This is a genomic window from Stenotrophomonas sp. 96582_Sma, assembly GCF_056480905.1.
This window is the reverse complement of sequence record NZ_CM151122.1, coordinates 4,022,788-4,049,472: the sequence shown is the minus strand read 5'-3', so window position 1 is coordinate 4,049,472 and position 26,685 is coordinate 4,022,788. Positions and strand designations below refer to the sequence as shown.

The following is a 26,685-nucleotide window of genomic DNA, read 5'->3' as shown; positions in this document are numbered from 1 at the left end:
GCATCGCTCCAGCGGGGTGCCGCCGGAGCGATCCGGTTCAGGCTCAGGCCTTGCTGTCGAGATGGCGCTGGTGCGCCTCGATCAGGATCTGCTTGGCCTCAGCGGCGCCGCCCCAGCCGTCGAGCTTGACCCACTTGCCCTTCTCCAGGTCCTTGTAGTGCTCGAAGAAGTGGCCGATGCGCTCCAGCCAGTGGCTGGACACCTGGGCGATGTCTTCGACGTGGGCATAGCCACTGAAGATCTTCGACACCGGCACGGCCAGGATCTTCTCGTCGCTGCCCGCCTCATCGCTCATCTTCAGCACGCCGACCGGACGGCAGCGCACGACCGAGCCCGGCACCAGCGGCAGCGGCAGCACCACCAGCACGTCGGCCGGATCGCCGTCGCCGCACAGGGTGCTCGGCACGTAGCCGTAGTTGCAGGGGTAGCGCATCGGGGTGGACAGGATACGGTCGACGAAGATCGCGCCGGTTTCCTTGTCCACTTCGTACTTCACCGGCTCCGAGTCCTTCGGGATCTCGATGATGACGTTGATTTCTTCCGGCGGGTTCTTGCCGGGCGAGACGAGTTCCAGACCCATGGTCGTGCTCCAGGTGGGGGATATAGACGGATAGCTCCCCATTTTATGCCTTTGCCGGGCGCTGTGCAGAGGGAGGGGCCGACGGCGCTGTGGGGCGGGGGCCTACCCGGCAGGCCGGGATTGGCTGATGGGGGCGGCCGGCATGGGAGCGCAGGCTGGACCAACCTTCCCAAGGAGTCTGCCCATGAACGTGTCTGCCCTGCCGTTTGGCCTGACCTGCATGCTGCTGGTTGCGCCTTTGGCCCAGGCGTCCCCTTATGTCGACCTGATCGACTACCCGCATCAGGAGGCCAACTGGGACCGCTTCTTTGCCCTGGAAGGCCGTTTGCAGCATGGCTTCGATGCCATCTGTGGCGACACCTTCTGCGAGGGCGAATACAGCGATATCCGCGCCCTGCGCCTGCGCTGTTCGGTGGATGCGGTGCGGGGAACCGTGCATGAATGCCTGTGGGCATTCGCCGGCAGCGATCTGGACGTGTCCCGCAACGATGGCGCGATCGTGGCCCGGCAACCGACCTGGCTGTGCCGCCTGCCGCTGGTGGCGGGAACCCCGGTGGAAGCCTTCCATGCCGCGCTCGCCGCGCGCAATCCACTGCATGACCCGCTGCCGGGGACCTCGCAGAGCGTCTATGACGGGCTGACCGGGTGCATCCATTGATGCGAACGTGACTGATTCTCATTAACGGAGTAGCATGCGCGGCGCCTTCCGTCTGTCGTCCCGGTTCCGCGCATGTCCTCCAATGCCGCCTCCCTCACCGAACTGCTGATCCGCGAGCGGCCCGCGCTGCTGCGCCGGGTGCAACGCATCCTGGGGGGCGACAACGGCGCCGAGGACGTGATCCAGGCGGTGTGGTTCAAGGCACGTGGCGTCGATGACAGCCAGGCCATCGACAACCCGCGCGCCTATCTGTACCGGCTGGCCGCCAACCTGGCCACCGACCATGGCCGCGAATCGACCCGGCGCAGCCGTCTGCTGGCCGACCACTACCTTTGGGGGCCGGACGAGGTGATCTCGACTGAGGAGCAGGCGATGGCACAGGACGAGCTGCAGCGGGTGCTCGACGCGGCGGGACACCTGCCGGAGCCGACCCGCACCATCTTCCGGCTCAACCGCCTGCAGGGCCTGACCCAGGCCGAGATCGCCCGCCGTCTGGGTGTGTCGGTGACTACCGTCGAGAACCATGTGCGCACCGCGCTGCAACGCCTGGCCTGGGCGCGCAGCGGCCGATGATCGCCCCGGCTTGGGGCTGGCCCTCGCTGAAACGTCTTGATCACTGGACCGTGGATGCGGTCTAGTTCCTCCGCCCGCGCTTGAATGCGCCTGTCCGCCAGCCGATGAGCCCGCCGAACACGCTGCCCGCCGCCAATGACGATGCCCTGGCCGAACAGGCCCGGGGCTGGATCGCGTGGCTGGCCTCGGGTGACATCGGCGAGGGGCGCATGCATGAGTTCGAACGCTGGCTGGCACAGCCGGGGCACCGTCGGGCCTTCGAGCACGAGCGCGCGCTGTGGCGCAGCGTCGGACCACGCCCGCAGGCCCGGCCCGCCGAACGCCGGCGCCCGCGGCGGCGGCGCTGGGCAATGGCCGCTGCAGCTGCGCTGGCGATGCTGGTGGCATGGCCGGAGGCCTGGTTGCGGCTACAGGCCGACCATCGCAGTACGCATGTCGTGCAGAACGTGCAACTGCCCGATGGCAGTCGAGCCGTGCTGGATGCGGACAGCGCGATCGCCGTGCGGTTTGATGCCGATGCACGCCGGATCGAGCTGCTGCGCGGGCGCGCCTGGTTCGAGGTCAGCCCGGATGCCCAGCGGCGTTTCAGCGTGCGCGCGGGCAATGGCGTGGTCGAGGACATCTCGACCGCGTTCTCCGTCGCACGCGACAACGATCAGGTGGAAACCCAGGTCGGACAGGGCAGGGTGCGCGTGGCCAGCCCGGCCGACGGTGGCTGGACCTACCTGCAGGTGGGACAGCGTGCGGTCTATGGCGAGCGCAGTGGCGTGACGCGTCTGGGAGATGTGGCGGCCGACAGTGTCGGCGCGTGGCGGCAGGGTGAACTGCTGCTGGAGCAGGCCAGCGTCGCCGAGGCCATGCAATGGGTCGGGCGCTATCGCGCTGGCCCGACCTTCGTGCGTGGCGATCTGTCGCAGCTGCCGGCCGTCAGTGCAGCATTGCGCATCGATCGCCCGGAGCAGGCGCTGGATGCGTTGGCGGCAACAGCAGGTCTTCGGGTTACTCGTCTTCCATTCGGCGTCGCCATCGTGCAGTAGATCCACGCCATGCGTGGATGACCGTCCCTGTGCCGACCAACGGTCGGCACCCACCACTGCAACCAGCCGACCCACGGTTGGCACCCACCGCGGCAACCAGCCGACCCACGGTCGGCACCTGTCGCGGCCGCAAATCGCTCTTGGGGTTGCCGCGCTTTCATCCGTCTTACTCCGCGAACGTACCCGCCGCCGCCAGTACGTCGCCGTGTCCGCCCGTGTTGCGGATGTCGCCGCGCCCGCGGCACCGATTACCTGACAGGTTCCCCCATGTTCGATTTCCATCGTCCGGGCCGCATGCCGCGCCCGTCCCGCCTGTGCATCGCCCTGCTGGCGGCCGGCCTGGCCAGCGCCGCGCCCTCCGTACTCGCGCAGGATGCCAGCGGTGACCACGCTGCCCTGCAGCGCTTCGATATCCCCGCGCAGCCACTGGACGAGGCGCTGCGCAGCTACATGCGCCAGTCCGGCGTGCAGGTCGTGTACCCGGCCACTCTGGCCCGGGGTGTGACCTCGCGTGCGGTCAGCGGCAGCCTGTCGGCCAGCGAGGCTTTGCAGTACCTGCTGCAGGGCAGTGGCCTGGCGGTGCGCCGGGTCAGTGCCGATGCGGTGACCCTGGAAGCGGCAGCGTCGGCGCAGGCCGACAGCGGTGTGATCGTCACCGATACGCTGAGCGTGGCCGGCGACCGTATCGACAGCGGCGCAACCAGCGACGAGGCGCGCCTGCTCGACGGCTATCGCAGCGTCGGCTCCACCACCACGCTCAACCGCACGCACCTGGAGCGATTCCGCGGTACGTCCAACGGCGACATCGTCAAGGGCGTGGCTGGCGTCACCGCCGGTGATCCGCGCGTGGGCAACGGCTTTGACGTCAACATCCGTGGCATCCAGGGCCAGGGCCGCGTGCCGGTGATCATCGACGGTGGCCAGTCCAGCATGGATACCTACCGTGGTTATGCCGGCCAGTCGCAGCGCACCTACCTCGACCCGGACCTGATCTCCAGCCTGACCATCACCAAGGGCCCGAGCCTGCAGGCCAACGCCTCCGGTGGCATCGGCGGCGTGGTCGAGATGGAGACGCTGAAGATCGGTGACGTGCTGCGCGAAGGGCGGGACTTCGGCGTGCGCGTGCGTGGCGGCCTGGCCAACAACAGCGCCAACAACCTGCCGTCCTACAGCGCCGCGCCGCGCACCGACCGCAGCGCCACCGGTAGCCAGTTCTTCAACGTGGCCGCTGCGGGACACTGGGATCGCTTCGACCTGGTTGCCGCCTACGCCTACCGCGACAACGGCAACTACTTCTCCGGCAAGCATGGCTACGATGACTTCCCGCAGACCCGGCGCACGCTGGCACCGCTGAATCCGCCGCGTACCGAGGTGTTCAATACCTCGGCCCGCGCGAAGTCGGCGCTGCTCAAGGGCACCTGGCGCATCGACGATGCACAGACCCTGGAAGCGGGCTACCGCCGCTACGAGGGCACCGCCGGCGAGATCATGGCCTCGCAGATCATCCGTGTGGATCGTGACCGCATTCCGCAATGGGACCCGGGCCACGTCGACATGGACAGCTACACCCTGCGCTATCGCTTCAACCCAGACAGCGAGCTGGTCGACCTGCGCGTCAACGCCACGTACACCGACACCGACAGCGTGATGTACAACAGCCTGACCGGCATCACCCCCTGGTACTTCGATCGCCGCACCGAGTGGTACGACGCGCCCAGCTTCAGTGGCGACCCCGGTTACAAGGATGCCTACCGCAATCCGCTGCGGCAGAAGCGCTTCGGCCTGGATGCCAGCAACACCTCGAAGTTCGAGACCCACGCCGGTGCATTCACCCTCGACTACGGCCTGTCCTACAGCGATGAGGACATTGCGCCGGGCAGCTCGGGGCCGGTCATGCACGATGACCTGATCAACAACCGTTTCCTGCGCAACGCCGAGCGCAAGGAATACAGTGCCGTGGCCTCGCTGAAGTGGCAGCCCGATGAGCATTGGGAACTGCTGGCCGGCGGCCGCTGGAACCGCGTGGATGTGCACGACCGCAACCGCCTGGCCACGCCCGATGCCTACGAGGTGCAGGGCCAGTACCGCTACACCGAGTTGCTCAATGGCAACCCGGCGCTGCCGTCGTGGCGGGCCAAGCGCATCGCGCTGCTGAACTGGTATCCGGATGCCAACGGCAACTTCACCCAGGAATCGCTGCTGGCTTCACCGTACAAGAAGGGCACGGTGGGCGACATCGGTGGCTGGAACTTCTACGACGCCGGCAAGGCGCAGGACCTGGAAGTGCCGGTCAGCTGGAGCTGGTCGCAGCCGATCCGCCGTCGTGACACTGCGTTCTCGCCGACCGCCAGCGTGGCCTACCGCTTCAGCGAAGACACCATGGTCTACGTGAAGTACGCCGAAGGCACCAAGCTGCCGAGCCTGTTCGAGACCACGCTGGGCCTGTTCACTGCCGCCAAACCGGTGGGCGAGCTGAAGCCGGAGCGCGCGCGTAGCTGGGAAATCGGCGCCAGTACCATCCGCTACGACCTGTTCACTGCCGGCGACCGCCTGGCGCTGAAGCTGGCGTATTTCGATACCCGCATCGACGACCTGATCACCCGTGACTACCGCACGCTCTCGGCCGGCCTGATCCGCAACGTCGACCAGTTCAAGGTCTCGGGCATGGAGTTCCAGTCCAGCTATGACAGCGGCAAGGTATTTGCCGATCTGTCCGCGCACTATTACTTCAAGGCCAAGACCTGCGCACCGGACATCGCAGCCGAGCGCCGTGCTTATGGTGCACAGCGCAGGAACGATGAACTGGCCAACACGCCGAACTGTGTGGACGGCGGCTTCGAGGGCTCGTACACCAATACCCAGAACCCGCCGCGCTACATGGTCAACCTGACCCTGGGCTCGCGCCTGTTCGACGAGCGCCTGACCTTCGGTACCCGCGTGGTCCACAACGCCGGTCCGATCAGCAAGCTGGACAAGGACTGGAACGTGGGCCTGTCGGCGATCCAGCAGCTGTACCGGCCGACCACCCTGGTCGACCTGTTCGCCAGCTGGAGCTTCAACGACCAGCTGTCGGTGGAAGCCGGCATGGACAACCTGACCGACCGCTACTACCTGGACCCGCTTGCCCTGGGCGTGATGCCGGCCCCGGGCCGTACCGCACGGTTGGCATTGACCTGGAAGTACTGATCGTCGGGGTCGGATCCCTTTCCTGCGGAAAGGGCTCTGACTCCAGCGGGAGACAACGGTAGCGCCGGGCCATGCCCGGCGCCTTCCTCCAGCCAGTTACAGCCCGGTCGCCGCCTTAACGGCATCTTCGTGCAGCGACTCGTTCAGCTCATCCACCACCGTGGTCCACGCCGCGTCGGCCTGCAGCGATTCGGACAGGAACTGGCGCTGGGCATCGTTCCAGTACGGCGCTTCGACCACTTCCACATCGGTGGCCAGCTGGTGTTCGCGGATGAAGCGGGCGATGCCCTCGGCGCTGGCGTCCAGGCCCAGCTGCAGGAACAGGTTGGTCATGCGCGGTTCGGTGGTGATCATCGTCGGTTCCTGCGGGAAGAAGGGATGCGCCATTATCGGTGCACATGGCCTTGGGGAAAGCCCCGTGGCGAACGTCTACAGCAGGACGACCCCCTTGGCATCCCCCATGAACGCACACATCGCCCCTGAAGACAGCCGCAGCCTGCGGCTCAAGGCCGCCACCCGCGACAGCCATGGCGCGCTGGACAAGCGCATCATGGCCGGCGACATCTTCGCCGACCGCAGCAACTTCGCCCGTTTCCTGCGCGTGCAGTACCGCTTTCATCGCAGCATCGATGCGCTGTATGCCAACCCTGCGCTGGATGCACTGCTGCCGGACCTGGGCGAGCGCCGCCGCCTGACCCAGGTGGCGCGCGACCTGCAGGATCTGGAGCAGACCCTGCCGGGGGCCGACATCGCGGCGTTGCCGTCCGATCTGGAGCTACCCGCCGCATTGGGGTGGCTGTATGTGGCTGAAGGCTCCAATCTCGGCGGCACCATTCTGTACAAGATGGCTGCCAAGCTCGGCCTGGATCGTGATTTCGGCGCCCGCCACCTGGCCGCACACCCGGATGGCGCGGCGCGCCACTGGCGTGAATTCACCGCTGCGCTGGATGCGGTGCCGCTGAGCGCCGAGCAGGAGCAGCAGGTGATCGATGCGGCGGACGCCGCCTTCCGCAGCGTGCACGGCCACGTTGAAGTGGAATTCGCCTGATGGACACCTTCTGCGTGCAGGCGCACGGCTGATGCGCTGGCTCTGGTTCGCGCTGGGCTGGGTGATGGTCGGCCTCGGGGTGATCGGCGCGCTGCTGCCGGTGATGCCGACCACCATCTTCCTGATCCTGGCCGTGGGCTGCTTCGCGCGCAGTTCGCCGAAGTTCGAGCAACGCCTGCTGGCGCACCCGCGCTACGGCCCGTCGCTGCGGCTGTGGCGTGAGCAGGGCGCGGTGTCGCGCAAGGGCAAGGCGTTTGCCAGCGCCGGCATGGCGGTGGGCTTCGCGCTGTTCTGCTGGGGCGCACATCCGTCCTGGCGGCTGCTGCTGGGCGTGGGCCTGTTCTTCGCGGTCAGCGCCGGCTACGTGCTCAGTCGGCCCGCACCGCGGCTGGAACCCAACCCGGTCGTGGAAGTGGACGACGCCAATGATCCGCGCACGACACGCCGCCGTGCAGCGACCCCTGATGCTGATGGAAAACGAGACGATGCTGCCTGCTGACCTGGCCCCAGTGGCTGCCCCTGCACTGACGCCCTGGGGCATGTATCTGGCCGCCGACGTGGTGGTGAAGACAGTGATGATCGCGCTCGCGCTGGCGTCGCTGGCCACCTGGACCGTGCTGCTGGCCAAGGGCTGGGAACTGGCCCGCCAGGCACGGCAGCTGCGCGCAGCGCGCACGCTGTTGCTGCAGGCGCCGAGCCTGTCCGGCGAGAGCGCCGAGGCCTGCCTGCAGCAGGGCACCGCACTAGCCATGCTGGACGCTGTCCGCACCGAGCTGCGCCTGTCGCAGGAACTGGACAGCCGCGACGGCATCAAGGAACGCGTCGCGTCGCGCCTGGACCGCATTGAACTGGAAACCGCGCGCGTGCAGCGACGTGGCATCGGCGTGCTCGCCAGCATCGGCGCGGTGGCGCCGTTCGTCGGCCTGTTCGGCACGGTGTGGGGCATCATGAACAGTTTCATCGGCATCGCGCACAGCAACACCACCAACCTGGCGGTGGTTGCGCCCGGCATCGCCGAGGCTCTGCTGGCGACCGCGCTGGGTCTGGTCGCAGCGATTCCCGCCGTGCTGGTCTACAACCACTTCAGCCGTGTACTGGCCGGCCTGCGGGGTCTGCTCGGTGATCTGTCGGCGGCCGTGCAGCAACTGGTCTCACGCGATCTCGATCGTGCCGTTCCGCGTACCGCAGCGGCGCCGCTGCGTGCGGTGCACTGAGGCGCGACGATGGCGATCAGGACCGCGTCCGACCGTGACGATGCGCCGGAAGAAGCGCATGAGATCAATGTCACGCCCTTCATCGACGTGATGCTGGTGTTGCTGATCATCTTCATGGTGGCCGCACCGCTGGCCACCGTGTCGGTGCCGGTGCAGCTGCCGGCCAGCAATGCCAGTGCCACGCCGCCGGAACAGGCACCGGTGTACGTGACCGTGCAGGCAGATCTGTCGCTGCGCGTTGGCGAACAGGCCGTAGCGCGCGACGGGCTGGCGGCTGCATTGCAGGCGGCCACTCACAGTGACACCACGCAGCGCATCTTCCTGCGTGCCGATACCCGCGTGCCCTATGGCGAACTGATGGCCACGCTGGATGCGCTGCGAGTGGCCGGCTACCTGAAGGTGGCGCTGGTCGGCCTGGAGCAGGGCGCACGATGAGTGGACTGCGGCGCTGGGCGACCAGCCTGGCGATCGTGCTGCTGGTGCATGCGCTGTTGATCGGCGCGGCCTGCTGGTGGGCGGCTCGTGCGCCAGCGCTGACGGCTGCGGTTCCGCCTGCGGCGCTGATGCTGGAACTGGCGCCGATGGCGCAGGCACCGCCGGTGCCGCCGCGCGAGGTCGCCACCGGGCCGCTGCAGCAGCAACAGCAGCGGCAGGCGCCGAAGCCGGCCCTGCGCGAGCAACCCAAGGCGCCGGTGCAGCCGCAGGGTGAGCTGCCACCGCCGCGTACACCGGAGCCGACGCCGTCGCCGCACACCGCTGACGCCAACGTCGCGCAGACCAGCGCACCGCCGCAGGTGGCGGCTGACGCGGCCACACGCTACACCGCACCGCAGACCACGGCCGGCGAACGCAGTCGTGCCGAGGCGACCTGGGAAGGACGCCTGCTCGGGCACCTGCAGAAACACCGCCGCTATCCGCGCCAGGCCGAGCGGCTGCGCCAGCAGGGTGTGGTCTACGTGCGCTTTGCGGTTGCCCGCGATGGCGCGGTCTCGGGCTTGAAACTGGGCCGCAGCAGTGGCTTCGCGCTGCTCGACCAGGAGACGCTGGACACCGTGCAGCGGGCCAGCCCGGTACCGGCGCCGCCGGCCGAAGTGGCCGGCGACCCGGTGGAAGTGATGGTGCCGGTGTCGTTCTTCCTGCGCGGGCGGTGACCTTGTAGCGTCGAGCTTGCTCGACTGCTCTTGCGGTGTGGGCCAGAAGCAGTCGAGCAAGCTCGACTCTACGGGTTTGCGCAAGGCGTGGATCTACAGCAGGGGCACCAGCAGCAGTGCCACGATGTTGATGATCTTGATCAGCGGATTGATCGCCGGGCCGGCGGTGTCCTTGTAGGGGTCACCGACGGTATCGCCGGTTACCGCCGCCTTGTGCGCCTCGCTGCCCTTGCCGCCGAAGTGGCCGTCCTCGATGTACTTCTTGGCGTTGTCCCAGGCGCCGCCGCCGGTGGTCATCGAGATGGCCACGAACAGGCCGGTCACGATCGTGCCGATCAGCAGGCCGCCCAGTGCGCGCGGCCCCAGCAGCAGGCCGACCACCACCGGCACCGCCACCGGCAGCAACGAGGGCACGATCATTTCGCGGATCGCCGAGCGGGTCAGCATGTCCACCGCCTTGTCGTACTGCGGCTTGCCGGTGCCCTGCATGATGCCGGGGATCTCGCGGAACTGGCGGCGCACTTCCTCCACCACCGCACCGGCGGCGCGGCCGACCGCTTCCATCGCCATCGCACCGAACAGGTAGGGAATCAGGCCGCCGATCAGCAGTCCGATGATCACCGTGTGGTCGCTGAGGTCGAAGCGGAATTCCTGCCCCGGATGTGCTGCCTGCAGGTTATGGGTGTAGTCGGCGAACAGCACCAGCGCGGCCAGTGCCGCTGAACCGATTGCATAGCCCTTGGTCACCGCCTTGGTGGTGTTGCCCACCGCATCCAGCGGGTCGGTGATGTCGCGGATCTCCGAGGGCAGCTCGGCCATCTCGGCGATGCCACCGGCGTTGTCGGTGATCGGTCCATAGGCATCGAGGGCGACGATCATGCCGGCCATCGACAGCATCGCGGTGGCGGCGATGGCGATGCCGTACAGGCCCCCAAGCGCGAACGCGCCCCAGATTGCCGCACACACCGCGACCACCGGTAGCGCGGTGGACTTCATCGAAATGCCAAGGCCGGCGATGATGTTGGTGCCATGCCCAGTGGTCGAGGCCTGTGCCACGTGCTGCACCGGCTTGTACTGGGTGCCGGTGTAGTACTCGGTGATCCACACGATCAGGCCGGTCAGTACCAGCCCGATCAATGCGCAGCCATACAGCGCCATCGGCCCATGCACGTTGTCACTCATCAACCCGGTGGTGATCGGGTAGAAGGCGATGGCGGCCAGTACGCCGGAGACGATCACGCCCTTGTACAGTGCGCCCATGATCGAACCGCCCGGCTTCACCTTGACGAACAGCGCGCCGATGATCGAGGCGATGATCGACACGCCGCCCAGCACCAGCGGATACAGCACCGCATTGGCGCCTGCCTCGGCCAGCATCAGGCTGCCCAGCAGCATGGTGGCGATCACGGTCACCGCGTAGGTCTCGAACAGGTCGGCGGCCATGCCGGCGCAGTCGCCGACGTTGTCACCGACGTTGTCGGCGATCACCGCCGGGTTGCGCGGATCGTCTTCGGGAATGCCGGCTTCGACCTTGCCGACCAGGTCGGCACCGACGTCCGCGCCCTTGGTGAAGATGCCGCCGCCCAGGCGCGCGAAGATCGAGATCAGCGACGAGCCGAACGCCAGCCCGACCAGTGCATGCAGCGCCTGGTCCATCTGCAGGCCCATGCGCAGCAGCAGCGCGTAGTAGCCGGCCACGCCCAGCAGGCCGAGGCCGACCACCAGCATGCCGGTGATGGCGCCGCCGCGGAAGGCGACGTCCATTGCGGCGCTGATGCCGTGGCGTGCAGCTTCGGCAGTGCGTACGTTGGCGCGTACCGAGACGTTCATGCCGATGTAGCCGGCCGCGCCGGACAGCACCGCACCGATGGCGAAGCCGATCGCGGTGTACCAGCTGAGGAAGATGCCGACCAGCACGAACAGCACCACACCGGCCACGCCGATGGTCAGGTACTGGCGGTTGAGGTAGGCACGCGCACCTTCCTGGATCGCGGTGGCGATCGCGATCATGCGTTCATTGCCGGTGGGTTGGCGCAGGATCCAGCGCGCCGAGACGATTCCGAACAGGATCGCGAGAATGGCGCAGCCCAGCGCCAATGACAGCCCGTGACGTTCCAGCATTAGACCCCTCCGCAGAATGGATGTAGGCATCCAGTGGCGATGAACGGCACCACGAGGGGGACGACGGGCTGCAGCCTGGAACCAACCCGTACCGACCTTGGTGGTCGTCCGACGTATGGCGGTGTTCAGCATTCCCTGGTGCCCGCAGTATGCGTGCCGCGCACTGTAGAGTCGAGCCGTGCTCGACTGGTTTTTACGAGCCCCGCCGCATCACCCGTGGGCGCCCTCCCGCTGAACGCATCGCCATGCGCGCGGAACCCGCCGCCAGTCCATGAGCATGCTTCGAGATCCACAGGCCTTTGCACCCCGTTAAGCCAGCCTCTGCAAGCCTGCGCTCAGTCCCGTAGGAGATTCCCCATGCGCCTGTCCCTGTTGATGCTTGCCGCCCTGGTCCCGGCCGTACCGGCACTCGCCGCGGAAACCCCGGAGCTGCAGCGCGCCGTGGGTGCCCCCCAGGCCGTGGGCGCGGTGCATACCCTGCGGCAGATTCCCGAGGCCTGCGCGCGCCTGGAAGGTGCCTTCACCGGTCAGGCGGCCGAGCCGTATCGCTTCGCGCCGGTGCGGACCAGCGAGCAGTGCCAGCCGCGCGCGCGTTTCGTCGACTATGCCAAGGCGCAGCCAAGCGCCGACAAGGGCTGGAAGCTCAATGATGTGATCCGCGTACCCAATGCCGCGTGCCCGGCGCAACAGGCGGTAGTGCGGGTGTGGCGCCTGCCGTCGAGCAACAAGGTCGAGCTGGACGGGCAGGGCCAGTCGCGCATCTATCTGGAAGAGGCCAAGAAGCAGGCCGCTGCCGGCCAGATTCCGCAGGTGACGATTTTCGCCGCGCAGCTGCAGATGGAAGGCAAGGCCTGCAATTGAGGCCGCCCAGCAGCGCGCATCAACGCATGGCGTGGATCTACTGACGTGCCCGGCGCTGCGCATCCACGCATGGCGTGGATCTACTTCGCAGCGCATCGGTAGTGCCGGGCCATGCCCGGCGGGCAACCTGGTAGTGCCGGCCGCTGGCCGGCAACCCTGCAATCATCACTCCGCCAGCGTCGCCCCGCGCGCCACCAGCAGCTCTCGCAGGGCCCTGCGATGGCAATGCGCTTCATCCTCGCAGTAGCACCCCACGCTGATGTCGCTGTGCTGTGACATCGTGGCCAGAAGATCCAGCGCGTGGGCCGCGTCCGGCGCCTTCATCTCGGCCTTGTAGTGGCGGAAGAAAGCAGTCCAGTCGGCGGCGGTCTTCGCTTCGTGCGCCCGCTTTACCAGTTCCGCGCTGGGTGACAGGGTCGGGAACCAGACGTCGTACCAGTCCTGTTCCGCGAACTCACTGCGCGGCACGCCGCGTGGCGGCCGCCGCACGGTACCGATGCGCAGCCCTTCGCCGGGGTGGCGCGGCGTACCCAGCCGAACAACACGCAGTGCCATGATGACCTCCGGACGGGGCATCCATCATCCTGCGATGCACGTGCGCCAGGTGTGAACCGCTGTGGAAACGAAAAGGCCCGGGCGCCTGCGCACCCGGGCCTTTTCCCATGCTGGCAGCGATCAGTTGCCGCGGCAGTCCTTCAACCACAACACACGACCAATCTGGTCGTAGCTGTCGACCACACCAGTCAGTGTCACCTTCTCGCGCGGGCGCAGGGCCAGCGCATACGCGGCCTGGTTGGCTGCGAACGAGCAGGAAATGGCCACGCGCTCAAAGTCGATGCTGCCATCGCTGGGCAGGTCGAAGCTGGTGTTGTAGGTGCCGCCACTGCGCAGCACGGAGGTGATGCGACCGGTGATGGCGTAGGTCTTGCCCTTGTAGCGCGGCTCGACCGCGGCCGGGTTGTCCTTGTTCTGGTTGCGCAGCTGGAAGCCGAAGCGGTCGGCGGCAATCGTCACCACCGACGCCTGCGGAGTGGCCTTGGCCGCCTGTTCGCCAGCCTTGCCCGGCTTGATCTGGTTGAGCAGCTTGCACATTTCTTCGCGCACGCCGTCGGCCGAGGCAATGGCGCCCTTGTTGACCTTCACCACCATGCCGACGGTGCCCTGGCCGCCTTCGGAGGTGGCACTGATGATCATCGGAATCGGCTTGTGGGCCATGGATTCCGGCTCTTCGATCAGCATCGAGCCGCCTTCCACGTCCTCGCTGAGGACGTCCATGTTGGCGTTCTTGGCGATCACCCGCATCTGGCCGATGGCACTGGCCACGGTCAGGTCTGGATGGGTGACCGATGAGGTGAAGGTCGTGCCGACGAAGGGATTGCCCTTCTTCTGGAAGTTGCTTTCGCAGGTCGCAGCGAAGGCCGGCGCGGCGGCACCGCACAGCAGCGCGGCGATCAGGATCGGGTGCTTCATGGTTACAGTCCTTGTGAAATGGCAGCACAGGCCCGGGCCTTGAAGGCCGGGCAGCGTCGAATCTGGCTTGCGGCGGCCCCTTTGCCCCGGGCCGGAGCCCGATTGTGGGGTGCTTCGAAGGCCGCCGCAATGTGCCCTGCGCTCCGCACAGGGCTCAACACAAAGGGGCGTATACGACTTAATCCCCTCCGTCCCCTTTTTCGGCTCAGCCCTCGAAGGCCGGCAGCTTCTGCTTCACGGCCACGTTCTTCAGCGTCACGTACTTCGGCAGGCCGTCGGTGCCGTACGGCAGCGGGGCTTCGCCCTTGATCAGCGGCGACAGGTAGGCGCGTGCCTTGGCGGTGATGCCGAAGCCGTCGCGGCGGATGAAGCCGGCGGGCATCTTCTTTTCATGATTGGCGATCTTCGACAGCGGCGCCGCTTCGATCTTCCAGCGATAGGGCGCATCGCTGCTGCGCACGATCACCGGCATCACACCGTTCTGGCCCTTCAGCGCCAGCTGCACGGCGGCCTTGCCGACCGCCTGCGCCTGCTCCCAGTCGGTCTTGCTGGCCAGGTGGCGGGCCGAGCGCTGCAGGTAGTCGGGCAGCGCCCAGTGCACCTTCAGGCCCAGCTGGTCCTTGACCCGGCCGGCCAGGTGCGCGGCCACGCCGCCCAGCTGCGAGTGACCGAACGAGTCCTTGCCGCCGCCCGCGTCGGCGACGAAGCGGCCATCGGCGGTGGCGATGCCTTCCGACGCCACCACCACGCAGTAGCCGACGCGCTCGACCACCGCCTTGACCTTGGCCAGGAACGCTGCTTCGTCATAGGCGCGTTCGGGCAGCAGGATGATGTGCGGCGCTTCGTCATCGCCGTTGCCGGCCAGACCGGCGGCCGCAGCCAGCCAGCCGGCGTGGCGGCCCATGGCCTCGTAGATGAAGACACGGGTGGAGGTCTCGGCCATTGCCGCCACGTCCAGCGCCGCCTCGCGCACCGACACGGCGGTGTATTTGGCCGCCGAGCCGAAGCCGGGACAGGTGTCGGTCACCGCCAGATCGTTGTCGATGGTCTTGGGCACGCCAATGCAGGTCAGGTCGTAGCCGGAGGCCTTGGCCAGCTGCGAGACCTTCAGCGCGGTGTCGGCCGAGTCGTTGCCGCCGTTGTAGAGGAACCAGCGCACGTCGTGCGCGCGCAGCACTTCCAGCAGGCGGTCGTAGCGGGCACGGTCGGCGTCCAGCGATTTCAGCTTGACCCGGCACGAACCGAAGGCGCCGCCCGGGGTGTGGGCGAGGGCGCGGATGGCCGCAGCACTCTCCTTGCTGGTATCGATCAGTTCCTCGCGCAGCGCGCCGAGGATGCCGTTGCGGGCGGCCAGGACCTTGATGCCCTTGGCCCGGGCCTGCTCGATCACCGCCGCTGCAGTGGCATTGATGACTGCGGTGACACCGCCGGACTGGGCATAAAGGAGAGTACCGTTGCGCATGCTTCTACCTGCTCGGGGGAGGGGACATTGCAGGGACATTACCCGGATGCGGTAAAGTGGCGCTATTGCGGTGCAGCGATACCGGTCCGTCCGGGACGCGAACCTTCTTTGTTTTCAACACGTTGGAGTCAGGTCAATGCGATTGGTTCTGTTGGGACCGCCCGGTTCGGGCAAGGGGACACAGGCGACGCGCCTGAAGGAAAAGCTGGGGATCGCCCACATTTCGACCGGTGACATGCTGCGCGCGGAAATCGCCGCGGGCACGGAGCTGGGCAAGCAGGCCAAGACGGTGATGGATGCCGGCAACCTGGTGTCGGACGACATCCTGCTGGGCATGCTGGAGTCGCGCCTGACCCAGGCCGATGTCGCCAAGGGCTTCATCCTCGATGGCTACCCGCGCAATGTGGCCCAGGCCAATGCGATGGACGGCCTGCTGGCCAAGATCGGCCAGCCGCTGGATGCCGTGGTGCAGCTGGACGTGGCCACCGAGCTGCTGGTCGAGCGCATCGCCGGTCGTGCTAAGGAGCAGGGCCGCGCCGATGACACGCCGGAAGCGGTGCGCCAGCGCCTGCAGGTCTACAACGACCAGACCGCCCCGGTGGTCGACTTCTACGCCGGTCGTGGCACCCTGGCCCGCGTCGACGGCGTCGGTGAGCTGGATGAGATCGAAGCCCGCATCCTGGCGGCGATCAAGGGTTGATCCTGCAGGGCCGGTGCACTGCCGGTCCTTCGGGCGCAAAAAGCACAGGCCTGGTCCGCGAGGACCAGGCCTGTGTCGTTTGATAGGCGCCAGCAGAGGGCTTGCTCAGGGCCCCGCAGCATGAGCTCCCTTGGGGATGGCCTCTTGGGGAGTAGGACCGGTTCGGGTACTGCGGCTGGCAGTTCGAATTGTGTCCGGGTTCACAGAACATCGCTATCGGGATTTCCCTGACAGATGATTGGAGTTTTCTCACATCCTGTGTAGGACTTGTCTTACCCCGGATCGGACATTGGCCCTATACAGCCGTCATCGGTCACAATCCTCGGTCATGAGCAGCGTACATATCCTTGCAATCGCCGGCACCTTCATGGGCGGCGTGGCCGCCCTGGCGCGGGAACTGGGCCATACGGTCAGCGGCAGCGACCAGGCCATCTATCCGCCGATGTCGACCCAGCTCGAACAGCTGGGCATCACCCTGGACCAGGGTTACCGCGCCGACAGCGTGCCGGCCGGCACCAACGAGGTGGTGATCGGCAACGCGCTCTCGCGCGGCAACCCGGCCGTGGAGGCCGTGCTCGACGCCGGCCAGCGCTACATCTCCGGCGCCCAGTGGCTGTCCGAACAGGTGCTGCCGGGCCGCGACACCCTGGCCGTGGCCGGTACCCACGGCAAGACCACCACCACCACCATCCTCACCTGGCTGCTGGAAAGCGCCGGTCGTTCACCCGGTTTCCTGATCGGCGGCGTCGCCGAGGATTTCGGCGTCTCGGCCCGCTTGGGCCAGGGCCGCGAGTTCGTGGTCGAGGCCGACGAGTACGACACCGCCTTCTTCGACAAGCGCAGCAAGTTCGTGCACTACCGGCCGCTGGTGGCCATCCTCAACAACCTTGAATACGACCACGCCGATATCTTCCCCGACGTGGCCGCGATCCAGCGCCAGTTCCACCATCTGGTGCGCACGGTGCCGGCGCGTGGCCGACTGATCGTCAACGGCGAGGATCAGCATCTGGCCGAAGTGCTGGCGATGGGCTGCTGGACGCCGGTCGAACGCTTCGGATTCGATCCGTCGCTGGAATGGCATGCCGAGCTGCTGGCCGCCGATGGCAGCGCCTTCCGCGTGCATCACCGCGGGCAGGCAATGGGCGACGTGCAGTGGTCGTTGCTGGGCCGCCACAACGTGCTCAACGGCCTGGCTGCGTTGGCTGCCGCGCATGCGGTGGGCGTGGCACCGGCCGACGTGATTCCTGCGTTGTCACGCTTCCGCAGCGTCAAGCGCCGCATGGAAGTGATCGGCCAGCATGACGGCATCACCATTTACGACGATTTCGCCCATCACCCGACCGCGATCGCCACCACACTGGAAGGCCTGCGTGCCAAGGTGGGTGATGCGCGCATCGTGGTCGCGATGGAGCCGCGCAGCAATTCGATGCGGCTGGGCGCACATGCGCAGGCGCTGGCACCGTCGCTGGCGCTGGCCGATGAAGTGGTGTTCCTGCATCGTCCGGAACTGGCCTGGGATGCCGCTGCGGTGATCGCTGCGGTGCGTGGCGAAGCGCACGCCGTGCCCGATACCGACGCGCTGCTGGCGCAATTGCAGGCCAGCGCGCGCAGTGGTGACCACGTGGTGTTCATGTCCAATGGTGGCTTCGACGGTGCACCGCGCCGTTTCCTGGCCGCGCTGCAGGCCCGATGAGCGTCGACGGTTCGCTGCCGCTGTTTCCGCTGCACACCACGCTGGTGCCGGGTGCGGCGGTAGGCCTGCGCGTGTTCGAGCGCCGCTATCTGGACCTGGTCCGCGACAGCGGCCGCAGTGGTGAGGGGTTTGGTGTCTGTCTGATCCTCGATGGCGAGGAAGTCGGCGCACCAGCAACGCCGGCCGCCTATGGCGTGCAGGTACGCATCGAAGACTTCGATGTCGGCGCCGACGGCGTGCTGCAGTTGCGCCTGCGTGGCACCCGCCGCTTCCATGTCGAGCGCACCCGCGTGCGCGACAACGGCCTGGTGGTGGCCGACGTGCGTTGGTGTGATGAAGACCCGGACGATGAGCTACGGCCGCAGCATGCGCTGCTGGCCACGGTGCTGGGTCACATCATCGAACAGGCCGGCGAGGCCTATGCGCCGGCCAACCCGGCGTTGCTGGACCAGGCCAGCTGGGTCGGCTGGCGGCTGGCCGAACTGCTGCCGCTGAGCGAGCAGCAGCGCCTGCAGCTGCTGCAGATGGATGACCCGCACCAGCGGTTGCAGCAGTTGCTGGGCTGGATGCCGTAGCCGATAACCGCCAACCAAGGTTGGCCACTACCAGAGCGCAGCGGAACCGGGAAACGCCAACCTGGGTTGGCGACAGCCAGAGCGCGCCGGAACCGGGAAACGCCAACCAAGGTTGGCGACTACCAGAGCACGGCGGAACCGGGAAACGCCAACCAAGGTTGGCGACTACCAGAGCGCAGCGGAACCGGGAAACGCCAGGGTTGGCGACGGACAGAGCGCGCCGGAACCAGTAGTTGCCAACCTTGGTTGGCAGCCTTCACCCGAAGCGCCAACCAAGGTTGGCGACTACCAGAGAAGCACCGGCTCGATCACGGCATGGTCTTCAACCGCAACACCGGCAGCCCGGTTTCGCTGTGCACATCCTCCCGCTGCGGCAGGTCCTGCACGGCGTCCTTCACCGCGTTCAACGCCGGGTCGACACCCCGCAGCGGGTGCCACATGCCGATCCATTCGAAGTGGCGCTCGTAACGCAGGGTCTGTGCACTGCCCAGCCACAGCGGCGTGTTGCCCGGCTGCAGCTGCGCGGGTGCCGGCCACAAGCGCAGCACATAGCGCTCATCCGGCTTCGCGCCCTGGCGCACCATCAGCAAGGCTTCCACGCGGGTGTCCAGCGTTGCCGGCAATACCGGCAGCTCATCGGCGCCGGTGTTCTTGTCCAGCATCAGCAGCGCCTGCTGCCAGCCGGCCTGCTCCTGCCGCTTCCAGCCGCGGGCTTCCAGCTGCGCCTGCAGCGGCGCCAGCGGGCCCGCCACCTGCACGTCCAGCGGCCAGCGCTGGTCGTCGTCGAACTCGTTGCGGCGCGCCGGCAGCGTGGCCCAGTCGTGCTGCCACCAGGCCTGCGCATCCATCGCCTGCGGTGCCGGCAGGGTCGGCTCGAAACGCTCCAGCTTCACCGGAATGTGGCGCGGCGCGTACCACATCGCCGCCACGGCGAATACGCCGTAGAACAGCCAGGCCACCGGCTTCACCCAGAACGAGCGGTTGAAGCGGCGGCGGTAGGCGATGCCCAGCACCAGCAGCCAGAACGTGCCGAACAGCATGCCGCCGATCACATCGCTCAGCCAATGCGCGCCCAGGTACAGGCGCGAGAAGCCGATCAGGCTGACCACGATGCCCGACACCAGGTACGGCCAGACGCGGGTGCGGCCGGGCATCTCGCGGGCGATCAGCACCGCGAAGAAGCCGAAGGTGATGGTGGCCATGGTCACCGACACCGACGGGAAGCCGAAGCCGCTGCTGGCATCGATCGGGCGCACCACATCCACGGTGGCGCCCAGCAGCATGGTCAGCGCCAGGCCGAAGGCGAGGGCGGCCAGCCAGTGCGCGGCCGCCATCCAGCGCCGTCGCCAGATCAGGTAGCCCATCGCCGCAGCGGTGGCCGGCAGCAGTACCTGCCACGCCCCCAGCGAAGCCAGCGCGGCCATCGGGTAGTCGGCCAGCGGGTTGCGCAGTGCCAGCATGGCCTGGTGCACCAGCAGATCGATTGCCAGCGGCTCCCCATGCGCAACTACCACGGTCAGCAGCGCGAACCAGCCCCAGCCCAGCACCAGCAGCATCAGTGCCAGCATCGCCAGCGGCACCGACTCGCGGCGCTTCGGGTCCAGCACGCCAACGGTGTAGCGGCCCAGCGTCGGATGACGGTTGGACCAGTCCAGCAGGCGCGCCAGCCAGTTGTCCATGCGCGCGGCCGACCAGCGGTAGCCGTACAGCACGATGGCCCAGACCAGGCTGAGGATCACCGCCAGCAGGCCGACCACCACCACCAGACGCCCGGCCACCGCCGCGACTGCGTCGTAGGCTTCGCCGAGGATCCAGCCCGGCGCCAGGAACAGCACCGCCCAGGAGATGCTGGCGATGCCGCTGGCCTGCACGTAACGGCTGGCGGGCATCTTCATCATGCCGGCGATGGCCGGCACGAACGGTCGGATCGCGCCGACGTAGCGTGCGATCAGGATGCTCTTGAAGGCATTGCGGCGGAACAGGTTCTCGCCGCGGTCGAGCAGCTGCGGGTAGCGGCTGAACGGCCAGACGCCGCGCAGTCGGTCACCCCAACGGCGGCCGATCCAGTAGCTGATGCCGTCGCCGGCAAAGGCGCCCAGGGCTGCAGCCGCAACCGCGTACGGCCCGGAGATCTGGCCCAGGCCGATGAACACGCCCACCGCGAACAGCAACGGCAGCGCCGGCACGATGGCGCCAAGAATGATGACCGCATCGCAGAAGGCGATGAGGAAGATAACGGCACCCGCCAACACGGGGTGAGCGGCAATCCACGCGAGCGTGGCGTCGATCCATGAAGAGTCCATTGCCCGATTATAGGGGCGTGAAGGTGACTGGTTCCCAGCCGCTTCGTGACCGTTTGCAACCGGCGCCATCGCCTAGAATGGGCTCATGCCGCATACGCCAGACGCTCCACCGCATGCTTTGAAGGCCGACAGCTTCGGCCAGATCCTTCTTGTGAAAGGGCCCGATGGCCCCTTCGTGCGCCGTGATCTGGGCGCCACGCCGCTGTGGCTGCGGCTGCCGGCCTGGTGGCTGGCCCGCCGGGAAGCACGCGCGCTGCGCCACATCCACGGCATGGCCGATGTGCCGCAGCTGCTGGCGTGGGATGGCCGTCATCTCGACCGCAGCTTCATGGCCGGCGATGCCATGTACCAGCGTCCACCACGCGGTGACCTGGCCTGGTTCCGCTCGGCGCGTCGGCTGCTGCAGCAGCTGCACCGCAATGGCGTGGCCCACAACGACCTGGCCAAGGAAGCCAACTGGCTGGTCACCGAAGACGGTCGTCCGGCGCTGATCGACTTCCAGCTGGCGGTGATAGGCAACCCGCGCTCGCGCTGGATGCGGCTGCTGGCCCGCGAGGACCTGCGCCACCTGCTCAAGCACAAGCGCATGTACTGCCGTGAATCGCTCACCCCGGTGGAGAAGCGGTTGCTCAAGCGCACCTCGTGGGTGCGCGAACTGTGGTTTGCTACCGGCAAGCCGGTCTATCGCTTCGTCACCCGCCGCATCCTGCATTGGGAAGACAACGAAGGGCAGGGGCCGAAGCCGTGAGCAGTGCGTCCGTCGTGAGCAGGCCGCCAACTGCCTGCAGTGTGCTGCGTGCGCAATTGCCCGGTGCCGACTTCGTGCACGCCTGCCAGGCGACGACTCGTCGCGATGGGCGCTCGGCCCTGCAGGCCTACCGCGATATGGCCGCGACCATTCCCGGCTGGTTCGATGGGCTGATGGCGCTGCGCAACCACGGCATGCGCCTGCTCGGCATGAAGCACCTGGGCTCGTTGCGGGCGGTGCAGGTTGTTGCGGATCCTCAACCCGGCCAGCGGCTGGGCATCTTCACCCTGCAGTCGCTGGACGACGATGCCATCGTGCTGGAAGACGACGACCGCCACCTGCGCGTGCAGCTGGCGCTGCAGTGGCAGGGCGACGTGCTGGAAGTGGCGACCGTGGTGCATACGCACAACGCGTTCGGGCGCGTGTACATGCTGCCGGTTGCGCCCGTGCATCGGCTGATCGTGCCGCATCTGCTGGAGAAGCAGGTGCAGTTGTACCGGTAGAAACACGCCATGCGTGGATGCTGTTCGCAATTCAATGATTGCGCACAGACGCCAGATAATTGGCGCTGAAAACATCTTTCATCTGCTCGTGGTACTCACCTAGAATCGAGAGCGAGAGAGTCGCATGGAAGCGTCGTCGCGCCGCCCTGGCGCGGGTTCGCATGCGGACGCGAGGGGAATGCTGTGAGTCGATTTTCTGCTTGGCAGTACCGCGCAGTTGCGGTACTGGTGCTGTGTGTGGGTGCGGGAACGGTCTCGGCGGTCCAGCCGTATCAGGAGTATCGCAAGCTCATCGAGTCCGCACAGAATCTGACCGCGCTGAAGGACGATCTCTTTGGTGAGAGTGTCAGCCTCTACAACGGCAAGACCGAATTTGCCGTGACCGATGTCAGCCTGCCCGGCAACAACGCACTGCCTGTGCAGATGCGGCGTCGCTCCAGCGTCGAGATGGATCTGGTGGGGGCTGGAAGCTTCAACGCCAACATCGAGGGAACCGTCGGAAAGGTGAGATGATGATTGATTCTGATGAATTGGCTGACGTGGCGAAAACTATTGCTTGGTACAAGAGCAATTTCTTCGAAGGCTGTGAAGAGGACTTTGTTGCAGACTTTATGGTTTTCTGTTGGCAGGCGGTTGATCCCGGTCGCGTCGCTTCCCTGGATTTGGATGACGAAACTGTAGATGCATGTGCCAATATGCTCTCTGGGTTGAAGCTCTTTGTTGATGAGAAACGCGGGAAATGGGGGGTTTCTGCTTTCTGGAGGCGCTACATCGATTGGGCGGATTACGCCATAGATTTTCCGCTTGATGAGTGCAGGCGATTCATGCGAGAGACTGTTGGTTATCTTGAGCCCTCATTTTTCGTATTTACGGCCACCGGTGGTGCCGAGATGAGGTCCGAGGCAATGGCGATTTTTGCCGAGTACTCACAGTCCGGCAAGGCGCGGGCTACCTATGTTAGATCGGTAATTGAAAGCCGGTTGGCGACTGAATCATTCTATCGACGATCCCTTTGATTCTCTCCGTCGCGAAATACGAGGCACTGCCGCTCTGGTCGTCGTTCGGCTTTTGGTCAGGGGAAAGCCAATATCCATGGTCCGCTCGGTCGATGTCGCCGGGCATGGCCCGGCGACCACAGCATCGCGACGCTCAACGCCTTACGGCGTCGCCGGCACCACCTGCTGGCCGATGAAGTTGCGCTTGGCATCGAAGTCATAGGCGATCTGCAACTGCCCCACATCCGGGCAGGCGTGGCAGTCGCGCAGCGGCGTGCGGTACAGCAGGCGGATGCCGCCGTTGTCCAATGGCGAAGCGCCGGCCGACTGTGCCGGCGCGAACGGCGTGGCCTGCGGGTTGGCCTTCAGCAGTTCCTGCACAGCGGGGTCGGCACGCAGGGTGTCGTCCAACTGCACGGCATCCACATCGATGCGCTTGCCGCTGGCATCGACCAGGCGGGTGCCTTCATTGGTGTTGGCGCGGAACGGATACTCGACCGTGGCAATGCCCAGTCCTTCGTTCTCGTGCCAGGCGGTCACATAGGCCAGCTCACCGCCGCTGGACAACTGCTCGGCGGCGGTAACGGCATCGGTACTGGCGCCACCGGCGCGCATCGCATCACGCAGGCAATCGCGGGTCGCAGCGTTCTCGCCCTGGCGGCAGGCGTTGAGATCGCCATCCCAGACCACCGCCTCGCTCCAGCGCATCTTGCCGTCGGCGGCGGCCTTTTCCGCGCTGGGCGCGTCACCGGCGGGCGGCTCCTTTCCGGGTTCCGGCGAACGGCCCTGGCAGGCAGTCAGCAGGGCAAGCCCCAGGGCAGGCAGCAACAGGCGGGAACGGCGCATGGCGTGGACCTCGTGCGTTGTCTGGAGGCCCGAGTATCGTCAAGGCCGGGTGAACTCCGCGTCGGCGCGGCATACTAGCGGCTCATTGCATACGCTGGAGTGTGGAACGTGGGCAGTCTGCAGGGCAAAACGCTTTTCATCACCGGTGCCTCGCGCGGCATCGGCCTGGCCATCGCACTGCGCGCTGCGCGCGACAGCGCCAATGTGGCCATTGCAGCCAAGTCGTCGGTGCCGAACCCGAAGCTGCCGGGCACCATCCATACCGCGGCCGAAGCGGTAACGGCGGCCGGCGGCCAGGGCCTGGCGCTGAAGTGCGACATCCGCGAGGAAGAGCAGGTGCAGGCGGCGGTGGCGGCCACGGTCGATACCTTCGGTGGCATCGACATCCTGATCAACAACGCCAGCGCGATCTGGTTGCGCGGCACGCTGGATACGCCGATGAAGCGTTTCGACCTGATGCAGCAGGTCAATTCGCGCGGCAGCTTCCTGTGCGCGCAGGCCTGCCTGCCGTACCTGCAGCAGGCGCCGAACCCGCACATCCTGACTCTGGCGCCGCCGCCGAGCCTGGAGCCGAAGTGGTGGGCACCGCACACCGGCTACACGCTGGCGAAGATGGGCATGAGCTTCGTCACCCTGGGCCTGGCCGCGGAATTCGGTCCGCAGGGCGTGGCGGTGAATGCGCTATGGCCGCGCACGGTGATCGCCACCGATGCGATCAACATGATTCCGGGCGTGGATGCGGCCGGCTGCCGCACGCCGCAGATCATGGCCGATGCCGCGCATGCGGTGCTGGTGCGCGAAGCGGCAGGCTTCCACGGCCAGTTCCTGATCGACGATGAAGTGCTGGCGCAGGCCGGTATCACCGATCTTTCGGGCTACGCGGTGGATCCGTCGCGGCCGTTGCTGCCGGATCTGTTCCTGGATTGACCGCGCGTCGCCGGAAGAAGCCGAGGGCTGCGACTCTCGGCCTGCTGCGCTAGAATGCGTGGCTGTAATCGTTTTCAACAAGGATGTGAGCACATGTCACGCACTCTTTCCGTCGCGGCGCTGGCCGCTTCGCTGTCGTTGATCCTGGCCGCCTGCGGTGGCAAGGCACCCGTAGCTGCGGGCGGCGCCGCTGCCTCCGGCACGCCGGACGCCAGCACGGTCCCGTCCGATACACAGCAGCAGTTGACCGCCAAGCTCAACGCCTACATCGGCTGCTTCAACGCGCTGGATTCGAAAACCCACGGCAGCATCCAGTCCTACACGCGCTGGATCAAGGATGTCGACGCTGGCCCGACCGGACGCGAGACGCACGTGTACGGCCCGTTCGAGATCAGCGACTACGACATGAAGCAGTGCGACGCCCCGGTGACCGAGGCGATCGCTGCCAAGCCTGCGCTGGCCGAACTCGATGCGGCTGCAGGTCACTACCAGCAGGCGCTGAAGGCGCTGGTGCCGGTCAGCAAGGACGCGCATGACTACTACGATCGCCAGGACTACGAAGACGACCAGTTCGCCAAGGGCAAGCAGCTGCACGCGCCCTTGATGGCCGCCTTCAAGGATTTCGTGGCTGCCAGCGAAACGTTCAATGCCGAGCTGGAGCGCCAGAACGACGCCGCCCAGCGCGAGCAGCTCAAGGCGCTGGAACAGGCCGAGGGGCGCACGCGCGAGTACTACCGTCTGGCGATGATGCTGGAAGCCAAGGCCATCATGGATCTGATGAGCGAGGATGATTTCGATCAGGCCAAGGCCCGCGAACGCCTGGATGCCTTCAACCGCATTTCCGATGAAGCGCACGCCAAGGTTGCCGACCAGGAACCGGGCAAGTCGGACTGGGAAGGCTTCGAGCGTGGGGCCGAGAATTTCCGGCGCGAAGGCAAGGAGCGGCTGCAGCGCGTCAGCGAGAAAAAGCCTTACACCGATTTCGAACGACGCATGCTTGATTCGCCGTCGATGGCGCCGCGTGGCTCTGCCAGCAAGCTCATGCAGGAATACAACACGCTCGTTTTCCAGAGCAACCGCCAGTAGCGCTCCCGCTCATGGCGTGATCAGCGAGCGCCGGTGTACATCGCCGGCGCCCGCATCAATGACTGAACGCATCCGGCAGCTGGCCACCGCACTTGCGGCAGTGCCGTGCATCCGGTTCGTGTCCTTCCAGTCCGCAGTCCGGGCAGCCACGTGCATCACGGCGTGCGGCCAGCTCGGCTTCGCGCATGGTGCTGGCCAGTTCGGCGGTGTAGATGCCGGTGGGCACGGCGATGATGCTGTAGCCGATCAGGATCAGCACTGAGGTGACGAAGCGGCCAAGCACGGTCTGCGGCACGATGTCGCCGAAGCCGACCGTGGCCATGGTCACCACCGCCCAGTACATGCTGGCCGGGATGTTGGTGAAGCCGTGTTCGGGACCTTCGATCACGTACATCAGCGCACCGGCGATGATGGTGATGGTGATCACCGTGAACAGGAACACCAGCACCTTGCGCCGGCTGCGCCACAGCGACGTCATCAGGACGCCGCTTTCCTCGATGTAGCGGGTCAGCTTGAGGATGCGGAACACGCGCAGGATGCGCAGCGCGCGCACCACCAGCAGGCTCTGCGCGCCGGGGATGAACATCGACAGGTAGGCGGGCAGGATCGACAGCAGGTCGATGATGCCCCAGATGCTCACCGCGTAACGCAGCGGGCGCTTGACCACCGCCAGTCGCAGGAGGTACTCGGCGGTGAAGATGATCGTGAAGGCCCATTCCAGGATGTACAGGCCGGTGGACCATTCGGCATGCAGGTGCTGCACGCTGTCGATCATCACCACCAGGATGCTGGCGACGATCGCCACCACCAGGATCAGGTCGAAATTGCGCGAGGGCCGCGAGTCGTGGCGGTAGATGATGTCGAACCACCGACGGCGCCAGCCGGTCTCGGTGGCGGGGTTCAGCTGGGGGGCGGAAAACGGTCGCATGGGCGCATTGTGCCGCAGGG

28 protein-coding genes are annotated in these 26,685 nt (G+C 66.7%); 19 read left to right on the top strand and 9 right to left on the bottom strand.

Going from position 1 to position 26,685, the window contains the following annotated elements:
* Window positions 1-43: 43 nt before the first annotated feature.
* Window positions 44-580 (bottom strand): inorganic diphosphatase, encoded by a 537-nt coding sequence (gene ppa / locus ACZK2R_RS18925; RefSeq protein WP_005410935.1) that lies wholly within the window; start codon window positions 578-580, stop codon window positions 44-46.
* A gap of 184 nt (window positions 581-764) precedes the next feature.
* Here ppa and ACZK2R_RS18920 point away from each other — a divergent pair, with 184 nt between their 5' ends.
* The 4 genes from ACZK2R_RS18920 (at window position 765) to ACZK2R_RS18905 (ending at window position 6,034) form a co-directional block, all read left to right on the top strand.
* Entirely contained in the window at window positions 765-1,238 is a 474-nt protein-coding gene (locus ACZK2R_RS18920; RefSeq protein ID WP_180838364.1) for a hypothetical protein, read from the top strand.
* Window positions 1,239-1,310: 72 nt separating this feature from the next.
* Complete coding sequence (locus tag ACZK2R_RS18915; protein ID WP_180838363.1) at window positions 1,311-1,811, top strand: RNA polymerase sigma factor; 501 nt, start codon at window positions 1,311-1,313, stop codon at window positions 1,809-1,811.
* A gap of 104 nt (window positions 1,812-1,915) precedes the next feature.
* Complete coding sequence (locus ACZK2R_RS18910) at window positions 1,916-2,848, top strand: FecR family protein (RefSeq protein ID WP_180838362.1); 933 nt, start codon at window positions 1,916-1,918, stop codon at window positions 2,846-2,848.
* A 267-nt stretch (window positions 2,849-3,115) separates the two neighbouring features.
* Window positions 3,116-6,034, top strand: coding sequence for a TonB-dependent receptor (locus ACZK2R_RS18905; RefSeq protein WP_180838361.1), 2,919 nt, complete (start codon window positions 3,116-3,118; stop codon window positions 6,032-6,034).
* Window positions 6,035-6,130: 96 nt separating this feature from the next.
* Here the strand turns inward: ACZK2R_RS18905 and ACZK2R_RS18900 are convergent, their stop codons facing one another.
* Window positions 6,131-6,388 (bottom strand): DUF2789 domain-containing protein, encoded by a 258-nt coding sequence (locus ACZK2R_RS18900; RefSeq protein WP_006390068.1) that lies wholly within the window; start codon window positions 6,386-6,388, stop codon window positions 6,131-6,133.
* Between the two features lie 106 nt (window positions 6,389-6,494).
* On the opposite strand from ACZK2R_RS18900, the gene ACZK2R_RS18895 reads away from it, so the two are divergent.
* From ACZK2R_RS18895 to ACZK2R_RS18875, 5 genes are read left to right on the top strand one after another with little or no spacing between them, the layout of a single operon-like run.
* Window positions 6,495-7,082 (top strand): biliverdin-producing heme oxygenase, encoded by a 588-nt coding sequence (locus ACZK2R_RS18895; RefSeq protein ID WP_049400694.1) that lies wholly within the window; start codon window positions 6,495-6,497, stop codon window positions 7,080-7,082.
* Window positions 7,083-7,113: 31 nt separating this feature from the next.
* Window positions 7,114-7,581: a YbaN family protein gene (locus tag ACZK2R_RS18890; protein WP_032128408.1), complete on the top strand. Its 468-nt coding sequence runs from the start codon at window positions 7,114-7,116 to the stop codon at window positions 7,579-7,581.
* Window positions 7,568-8,296 carry a tonB-system energizer ExbB gene (exbB, locus tag ACZK2R_RS18885; RefSeq protein WP_180838367.1) on the top strand — a complete coding sequence of 243 codons (729 nt, stop codon included), beginning with the start codon at window positions 7,568-7,570 and terminating at the stop codon, window positions 8,294-8,296. The genes ACZK2R_RS18890 and exbB overlap by 14 nt, the downstream gene beginning before the upstream one ends.
* Window positions 8,297-8,305: 9 nt before the next feature.
* On the top strand, window positions 8,306-8,731 hold the full coding sequence (exbD, locus tag ACZK2R_RS18880) for a TonB system transport protein ExbD (RefSeq protein WP_125894987.1): 426 nt from the start codon (window positions 8,306-8,308) through the stop codon (window positions 8,729-8,731).
* A complete protein-coding gene (locus tag ACZK2R_RS18875) occupies window positions 8,728-9,447 on the top strand; it encodes an energy transducer TonB (protein ID WP_180838360.1) in 720 nt (239 codons plus the stop codon). Before exbD ends, ACZK2R_RS18875 begins: the two co-directional genes overlap by 4 nt.
* Window positions 9,448-9,540: 93 nt before the next feature.
* Here ACZK2R_RS18875 and ACZK2R_RS18870 read toward each other — a convergent pair whose 3' ends face one another.
* Window positions 9,541-11,568: a sodium-translocating pyrophosphatase gene (locus ACZK2R_RS18870; RefSeq protein ID WP_032128389.1), complete on the bottom strand. Its 2,028-nt coding sequence runs from the start codon at window positions 11,566-11,568 to the stop codon at window positions 9,541-9,543.
* A 357-nt stretch (window positions 11,569-11,925) separates the two neighbouring features.
* Here ACZK2R_RS18870 and ACZK2R_RS18865 point away from each other — a divergent pair, with 357 nt between their 5' ends.
* Window positions 11,926-12,429: a hypothetical protein gene (locus ACZK2R_RS18865; RefSeq protein ID WP_180838359.1), complete on the top strand. Its 504-nt coding sequence runs from the start codon at window positions 11,926-11,928 to the stop codon at window positions 12,427-12,429.
* A gap of 165 nt (window positions 12,430-12,594) precedes the next feature.
* Here the strand turns inward: ACZK2R_RS18865 and ACZK2R_RS18860 are convergent, their stop codons facing one another.
* The 3 genes from ACZK2R_RS18860 to ACZK2R_RS18850 all read right to left on the bottom strand — a co-directional run bounded on the left by ACZK2R_RS18860 (window position 12,595) and on the right by ACZK2R_RS18850 (window position 15,361).
* Window positions 12,595-12,984, bottom strand: coding sequence for a DUF488 domain-containing protein (locus ACZK2R_RS18860; protein ID WP_180838358.1), 390 nt, complete (start codon window positions 12,982-12,984; stop codon window positions 12,595-12,597).
* 120 nt (window positions 12,985-13,104) lie between these two features.
* Window positions 13,105-13,899 carry a hypothetical protein gene (locus tag ACZK2R_RS18855; RefSeq protein ID WP_049400701.1) on the bottom strand — a complete coding sequence of 265 codons (795 nt, stop codon included), beginning with the start codon at window positions 13,897-13,899 and terminating at the stop codon, window positions 13,105-13,107.
* Between the two features lie 205 nt (window positions 13,900-14,104).
* Window positions 14,105-15,361, bottom strand: coding sequence for a 6-phosphofructokinase (locus ACZK2R_RS18850; protein ID WP_049421714.1), 1,257 nt, complete (start codon window positions 15,359-15,361; stop codon window positions 14,105-14,107).
* Window positions 15,362-15,497: 136 nt separating this feature from the next.
* On the opposite strand from ACZK2R_RS18850, the gene ACZK2R_RS18845 reads away from it, so the two are divergent.
* The 3 genes from ACZK2R_RS18845 (at window position 15,498) to ACZK2R_RS18835 (ending at window position 18,329) form a co-directional block, all read left to right on the top strand.
* Complete coding sequence (locus ACZK2R_RS18845; protein WP_032128385.1) at window positions 15,498-16,061, top strand: adenylate kinase; 564 nt, start codon at window positions 15,498-15,500, stop codon at window positions 16,059-16,061.
* Window positions 16,062-16,389: 328 nt separating this feature from the next.
* The gene (gene mpl / locus ACZK2R_RS18840) at window positions 16,390-17,754 is read left to right on the top strand and encodes a UDP-N-acetylmuramate:L-alanyl-gamma-D-glutamyl-meso-diaminopimelate ligase (RefSeq protein ID WP_180838357.1); all 1,365 of its coding nucleotides are present in this window, start codon (window positions 16,390-16,392) and stop codon (window positions 17,752-17,754) included.
* Window positions 17,751-18,329 (top strand): LON peptidase substrate-binding domain-containing protein, encoded by a 579-nt coding sequence (locus tag ACZK2R_RS18835; protein WP_032128383.1) that lies wholly within the window; start codon window positions 17,751-17,753, stop codon window positions 18,327-18,329. The genes mpl and ACZK2R_RS18835 overlap by 4 nt, the downstream gene beginning before the upstream one ends.
* Window positions 18,330-18,637: 308 nt before the next feature.
* Here the strand turns inward: ACZK2R_RS18835 and ACZK2R_RS18830 are convergent, their stop codons facing one another.
* Window positions 18,638-20,632 (bottom strand): bifunctional DedA family/phosphatase PAP2 family protein, encoded by a 1,995-nt coding sequence (locus ACZK2R_RS18830; protein WP_180838356.1) that lies wholly within the window; start codon window positions 20,630-20,632, stop codon window positions 18,638-18,640.
* 85 nt (window positions 20,633-20,717) lie between these two features.
* Between ACZK2R_RS18830 and ACZK2R_RS18825 the strand changes: the two genes are divergently transcribed.
* From ACZK2R_RS18825 to ACZK2R_RS18810, 4 genes are all read left to right on the top strand, one after another.
* Window positions 20,718-21,380 (top strand): serine/threonine-protein kinase, encoded by a 663-nt coding sequence (locus ACZK2R_RS18825; RefSeq protein WP_180838355.1) that lies wholly within the window; start codon window positions 20,718-20,720, stop codon window positions 21,378-21,380.
* Window positions 21,381-21,394: 14 nt separating this feature from the next.
* Window positions 21,395-21,883: a DUF2867 domain-containing protein gene (locus ACZK2R_RS18820; protein ID WP_429000080.1), complete on the top strand. Its 489-nt coding sequence runs from the start codon at window positions 21,395-21,397 to the stop codon at window positions 21,881-21,883.
* A 183-nt stretch (window positions 21,884-22,066) separates the two neighbouring features.
* On the top strand, window positions 22,067-22,396 hold the full coding sequence (locus ACZK2R_RS18815) for a hypothetical protein (RefSeq protein ID WP_180838353.1): 330 nt from the start codon (window positions 22,067-22,069) through the stop codon (window positions 22,394-22,396).
* Window positions 22,396-22,899: a hypothetical protein gene (locus tag ACZK2R_RS18810; RefSeq protein ID WP_180838352.1), complete on the top strand. Its 504-nt coding sequence runs from the start codon at window positions 22,396-22,398 to the stop codon at window positions 22,897-22,899. The genes ACZK2R_RS18815 and ACZK2R_RS18810 overlap by 1 nt, the downstream gene beginning before the upstream one ends.
* A 141-nt stretch (window positions 22,900-23,040) precedes the next feature.
* Here ACZK2R_RS18810 and ACZK2R_RS18805 read toward each other — a convergent pair whose 3' ends face one another.
* Window positions 23,041-23,724 carry a hypothetical protein gene (locus ACZK2R_RS18805; protein ID WP_180838351.1) on the bottom strand — a complete coding sequence of 228 codons (684 nt, stop codon included), beginning with the start codon at window positions 23,722-23,724 and terminating at the stop codon, window positions 23,041-23,043.
* 108 nt (window positions 23,725-23,832) lie between these two features.
* Between ACZK2R_RS18805 and ACZK2R_RS18800 the strand changes: the two genes are divergently transcribed.
* Window positions 23,833-24,651 carry an SDR family oxidoreductase gene (locus tag ACZK2R_RS18800; RefSeq protein WP_180838350.1) on the top strand — a complete coding sequence of 273 codons (819 nt, stop codon included), beginning with the start codon at window positions 23,833-23,835 and terminating at the stop codon, window positions 24,649-24,651.
* A gap of 93 nt (window positions 24,652-24,744) precedes the next feature.
* Window positions 24,745-25,737 carry a YiiG family protein gene (locus ACZK2R_RS18795; protein ID WP_180838349.1) on the top strand — a complete coding sequence of 331 codons (993 nt, stop codon included), beginning with the start codon at window positions 24,745-24,747 and terminating at the stop codon, window positions 25,735-25,737.
* A 55-nt stretch (window positions 25,738-25,792) separates the two neighbouring features.
* Here ACZK2R_RS18795 and ACZK2R_RS18790 read toward each other — a convergent pair whose 3' ends face one another.
* Entirely contained in the window at window positions 25,793-26,665 is an 873-nt protein-coding gene (locus ACZK2R_RS18790) for an ion transporter (RefSeq protein ID WP_180838348.1), read from the bottom strand.
* Window positions 26,666-26,685: the final 20 nt, after the last annotated feature.

Coding starts and splice junctions, on each gene's coding strand:
- ppa (WP_005410935.1), bottom strand. CDS start 580: ATGGGTCTGGAACTCGTCTCGCCCGGCAAGAACCCGCCGGAAGAAATC.
- ACZK2R_RS18920 (WP_180838364.1), top strand. CDS start 765: ATGAACGTGTCTGCCCTGCCGTTTGGCCTGACCTGCATGCTGCTGGTT.
- ACZK2R_RS18915 (WP_180838363.1), top strand. CDS start 1,311: ATGTCCTCCAATGCCGCCTCCCTCACCGAACTGCTGATCCGCGAGCGG.
- ACZK2R_RS18910 (WP_180838362.1), top strand. CDS start 1,916: ATGAGCCCGCCGAACACGCTGCCCGCCGCCAATGACGATGCCCTGGCC.
- ACZK2R_RS18905 (WP_180838361.1), top strand. CDS start 3,116: ATGTTCGATTTCCATCGTCCGGGCCGCATGCCGCGCCCGTCCCGCCTG.
- ACZK2R_RS18900 (WP_006390068.1), bottom strand. CDS start 6,388: ATGATCACCACCGAACCGCGCATGACCAACCTGTTCCTGCAGCTGGGC.
- ACZK2R_RS18895 (WP_049400694.1), top strand. CDS start 6,495: ATGAACGCACACATCGCCCCTGAAGACAGCCGCAGCCTGCGGCTCAAG.
- ACZK2R_RS18890 (WP_032128408.1), top strand. CDS start 7,114: ATGCGCTGGCTCTGGTTCGCGCTGGGCTGGGTGATGGTCGGCCTCGGG.
- exbB (WP_180838367.1), top strand. CDS start 7,568: ATGCTGCCTGCTGACCTGGCCCCAGTGGCTGCCCCTGCACTGACGCCC.
- exbD (WP_125894987.1), top strand. CDS start 8,306: ATGGCGATCAGGACCGCGTCCGACCGTGACGATGCGCCGGAAGAAGCG.
- ACZK2R_RS18875 (WP_180838360.1), top strand. CDS start 8,728: ATGAGTGGACTGCGGCGCTGGGCGACCAGCCTGGCGATCGTGCTGCTG.
- ACZK2R_RS18870 (WP_032128389.1), bottom strand. CDS start 11,568: ATGCTGGAACGTCACGGGCTGTCATTGGCGCTGGGCTGCGCCATTCTC.
- ACZK2R_RS18865 (WP_180838359.1), top strand. CDS start 11,926: ATGCGCCTGTCCCTGTTGATGCTTGCCGCCCTGGTCCCGGCCGTACCG.
- ACZK2R_RS18860 (WP_180838358.1), bottom strand. CDS start 12,984: ATGGCACTGCGTGTTGTTCGGCTGGGTACGCCGCGCCACCCCGGCGAA.
- ACZK2R_RS18855 (WP_049400701.1), bottom strand. CDS start 13,899: ATGAAGCACCCGATCCTGATCGCCGCGCTGCTGTGCGGTGCCGCCGCG.
- ACZK2R_RS18850 (WP_049421714.1), bottom strand. CDS start 15,361: ATGCGCAACGGTACTCTCCTTTATGCCCAGTCCGGCGGTGTCACCGCA.
- ACZK2R_RS18845 (WP_032128385.1), top strand. CDS start 15,498: ATGCGATTGGTTCTGTTGGGACCGCCCGGTTCGGGCAAGGGGACACAG.
- mpl (WP_180838357.1), top strand. CDS start 16,390: ATGAGCAGCGTACATATCCTTGCAATCGCCGGCACCTTCATGGGCGGC.
- ACZK2R_RS18835 (WP_032128383.1), top strand. CDS start 17,751: ATGAGCGTCGACGGTTCGCTGCCGCTGTTTCCGCTGCACACCACGCTG.
- ACZK2R_RS18830 (WP_180838356.1), bottom strand. CDS start 20,632: ATGGACTCTTCATGGATCGACGCCACGCTCGCGTGGATTGCCGCTCAC.
- ACZK2R_RS18825 (WP_180838355.1), top strand. CDS start 20,718: ATGCCGCATACGCCAGACGCTCCACCGCATGCTTTGAAGGCCGACAGC.
- ACZK2R_RS18810 (WP_180838352.1), top strand. CDS start 22,396: ATGATTGATTCTGATGAATTGGCTGACGTGGCGAAAACTATTGCTTGG.
- ACZK2R_RS18805 (WP_180838351.1), bottom strand. CDS start 23,724: ATGCGCCGTTCCCGCCTGTTGCTGCCTGCCCTGGGGCTTGCCCTGCTG.
- ACZK2R_RS18795 (WP_180838349.1), top strand. CDS start 24,745: ATGTCACGCACTCTTTCCGTCGCGGCGCTGGCCGCTTCGCTGTCGTTG.
- ACZK2R_RS18790 (WP_180838348.1), bottom strand. CDS start 26,665: ATGCGACCGTTTTCCGCCCCCCAGCTGAACCCCGCCACCGAGACCGGC.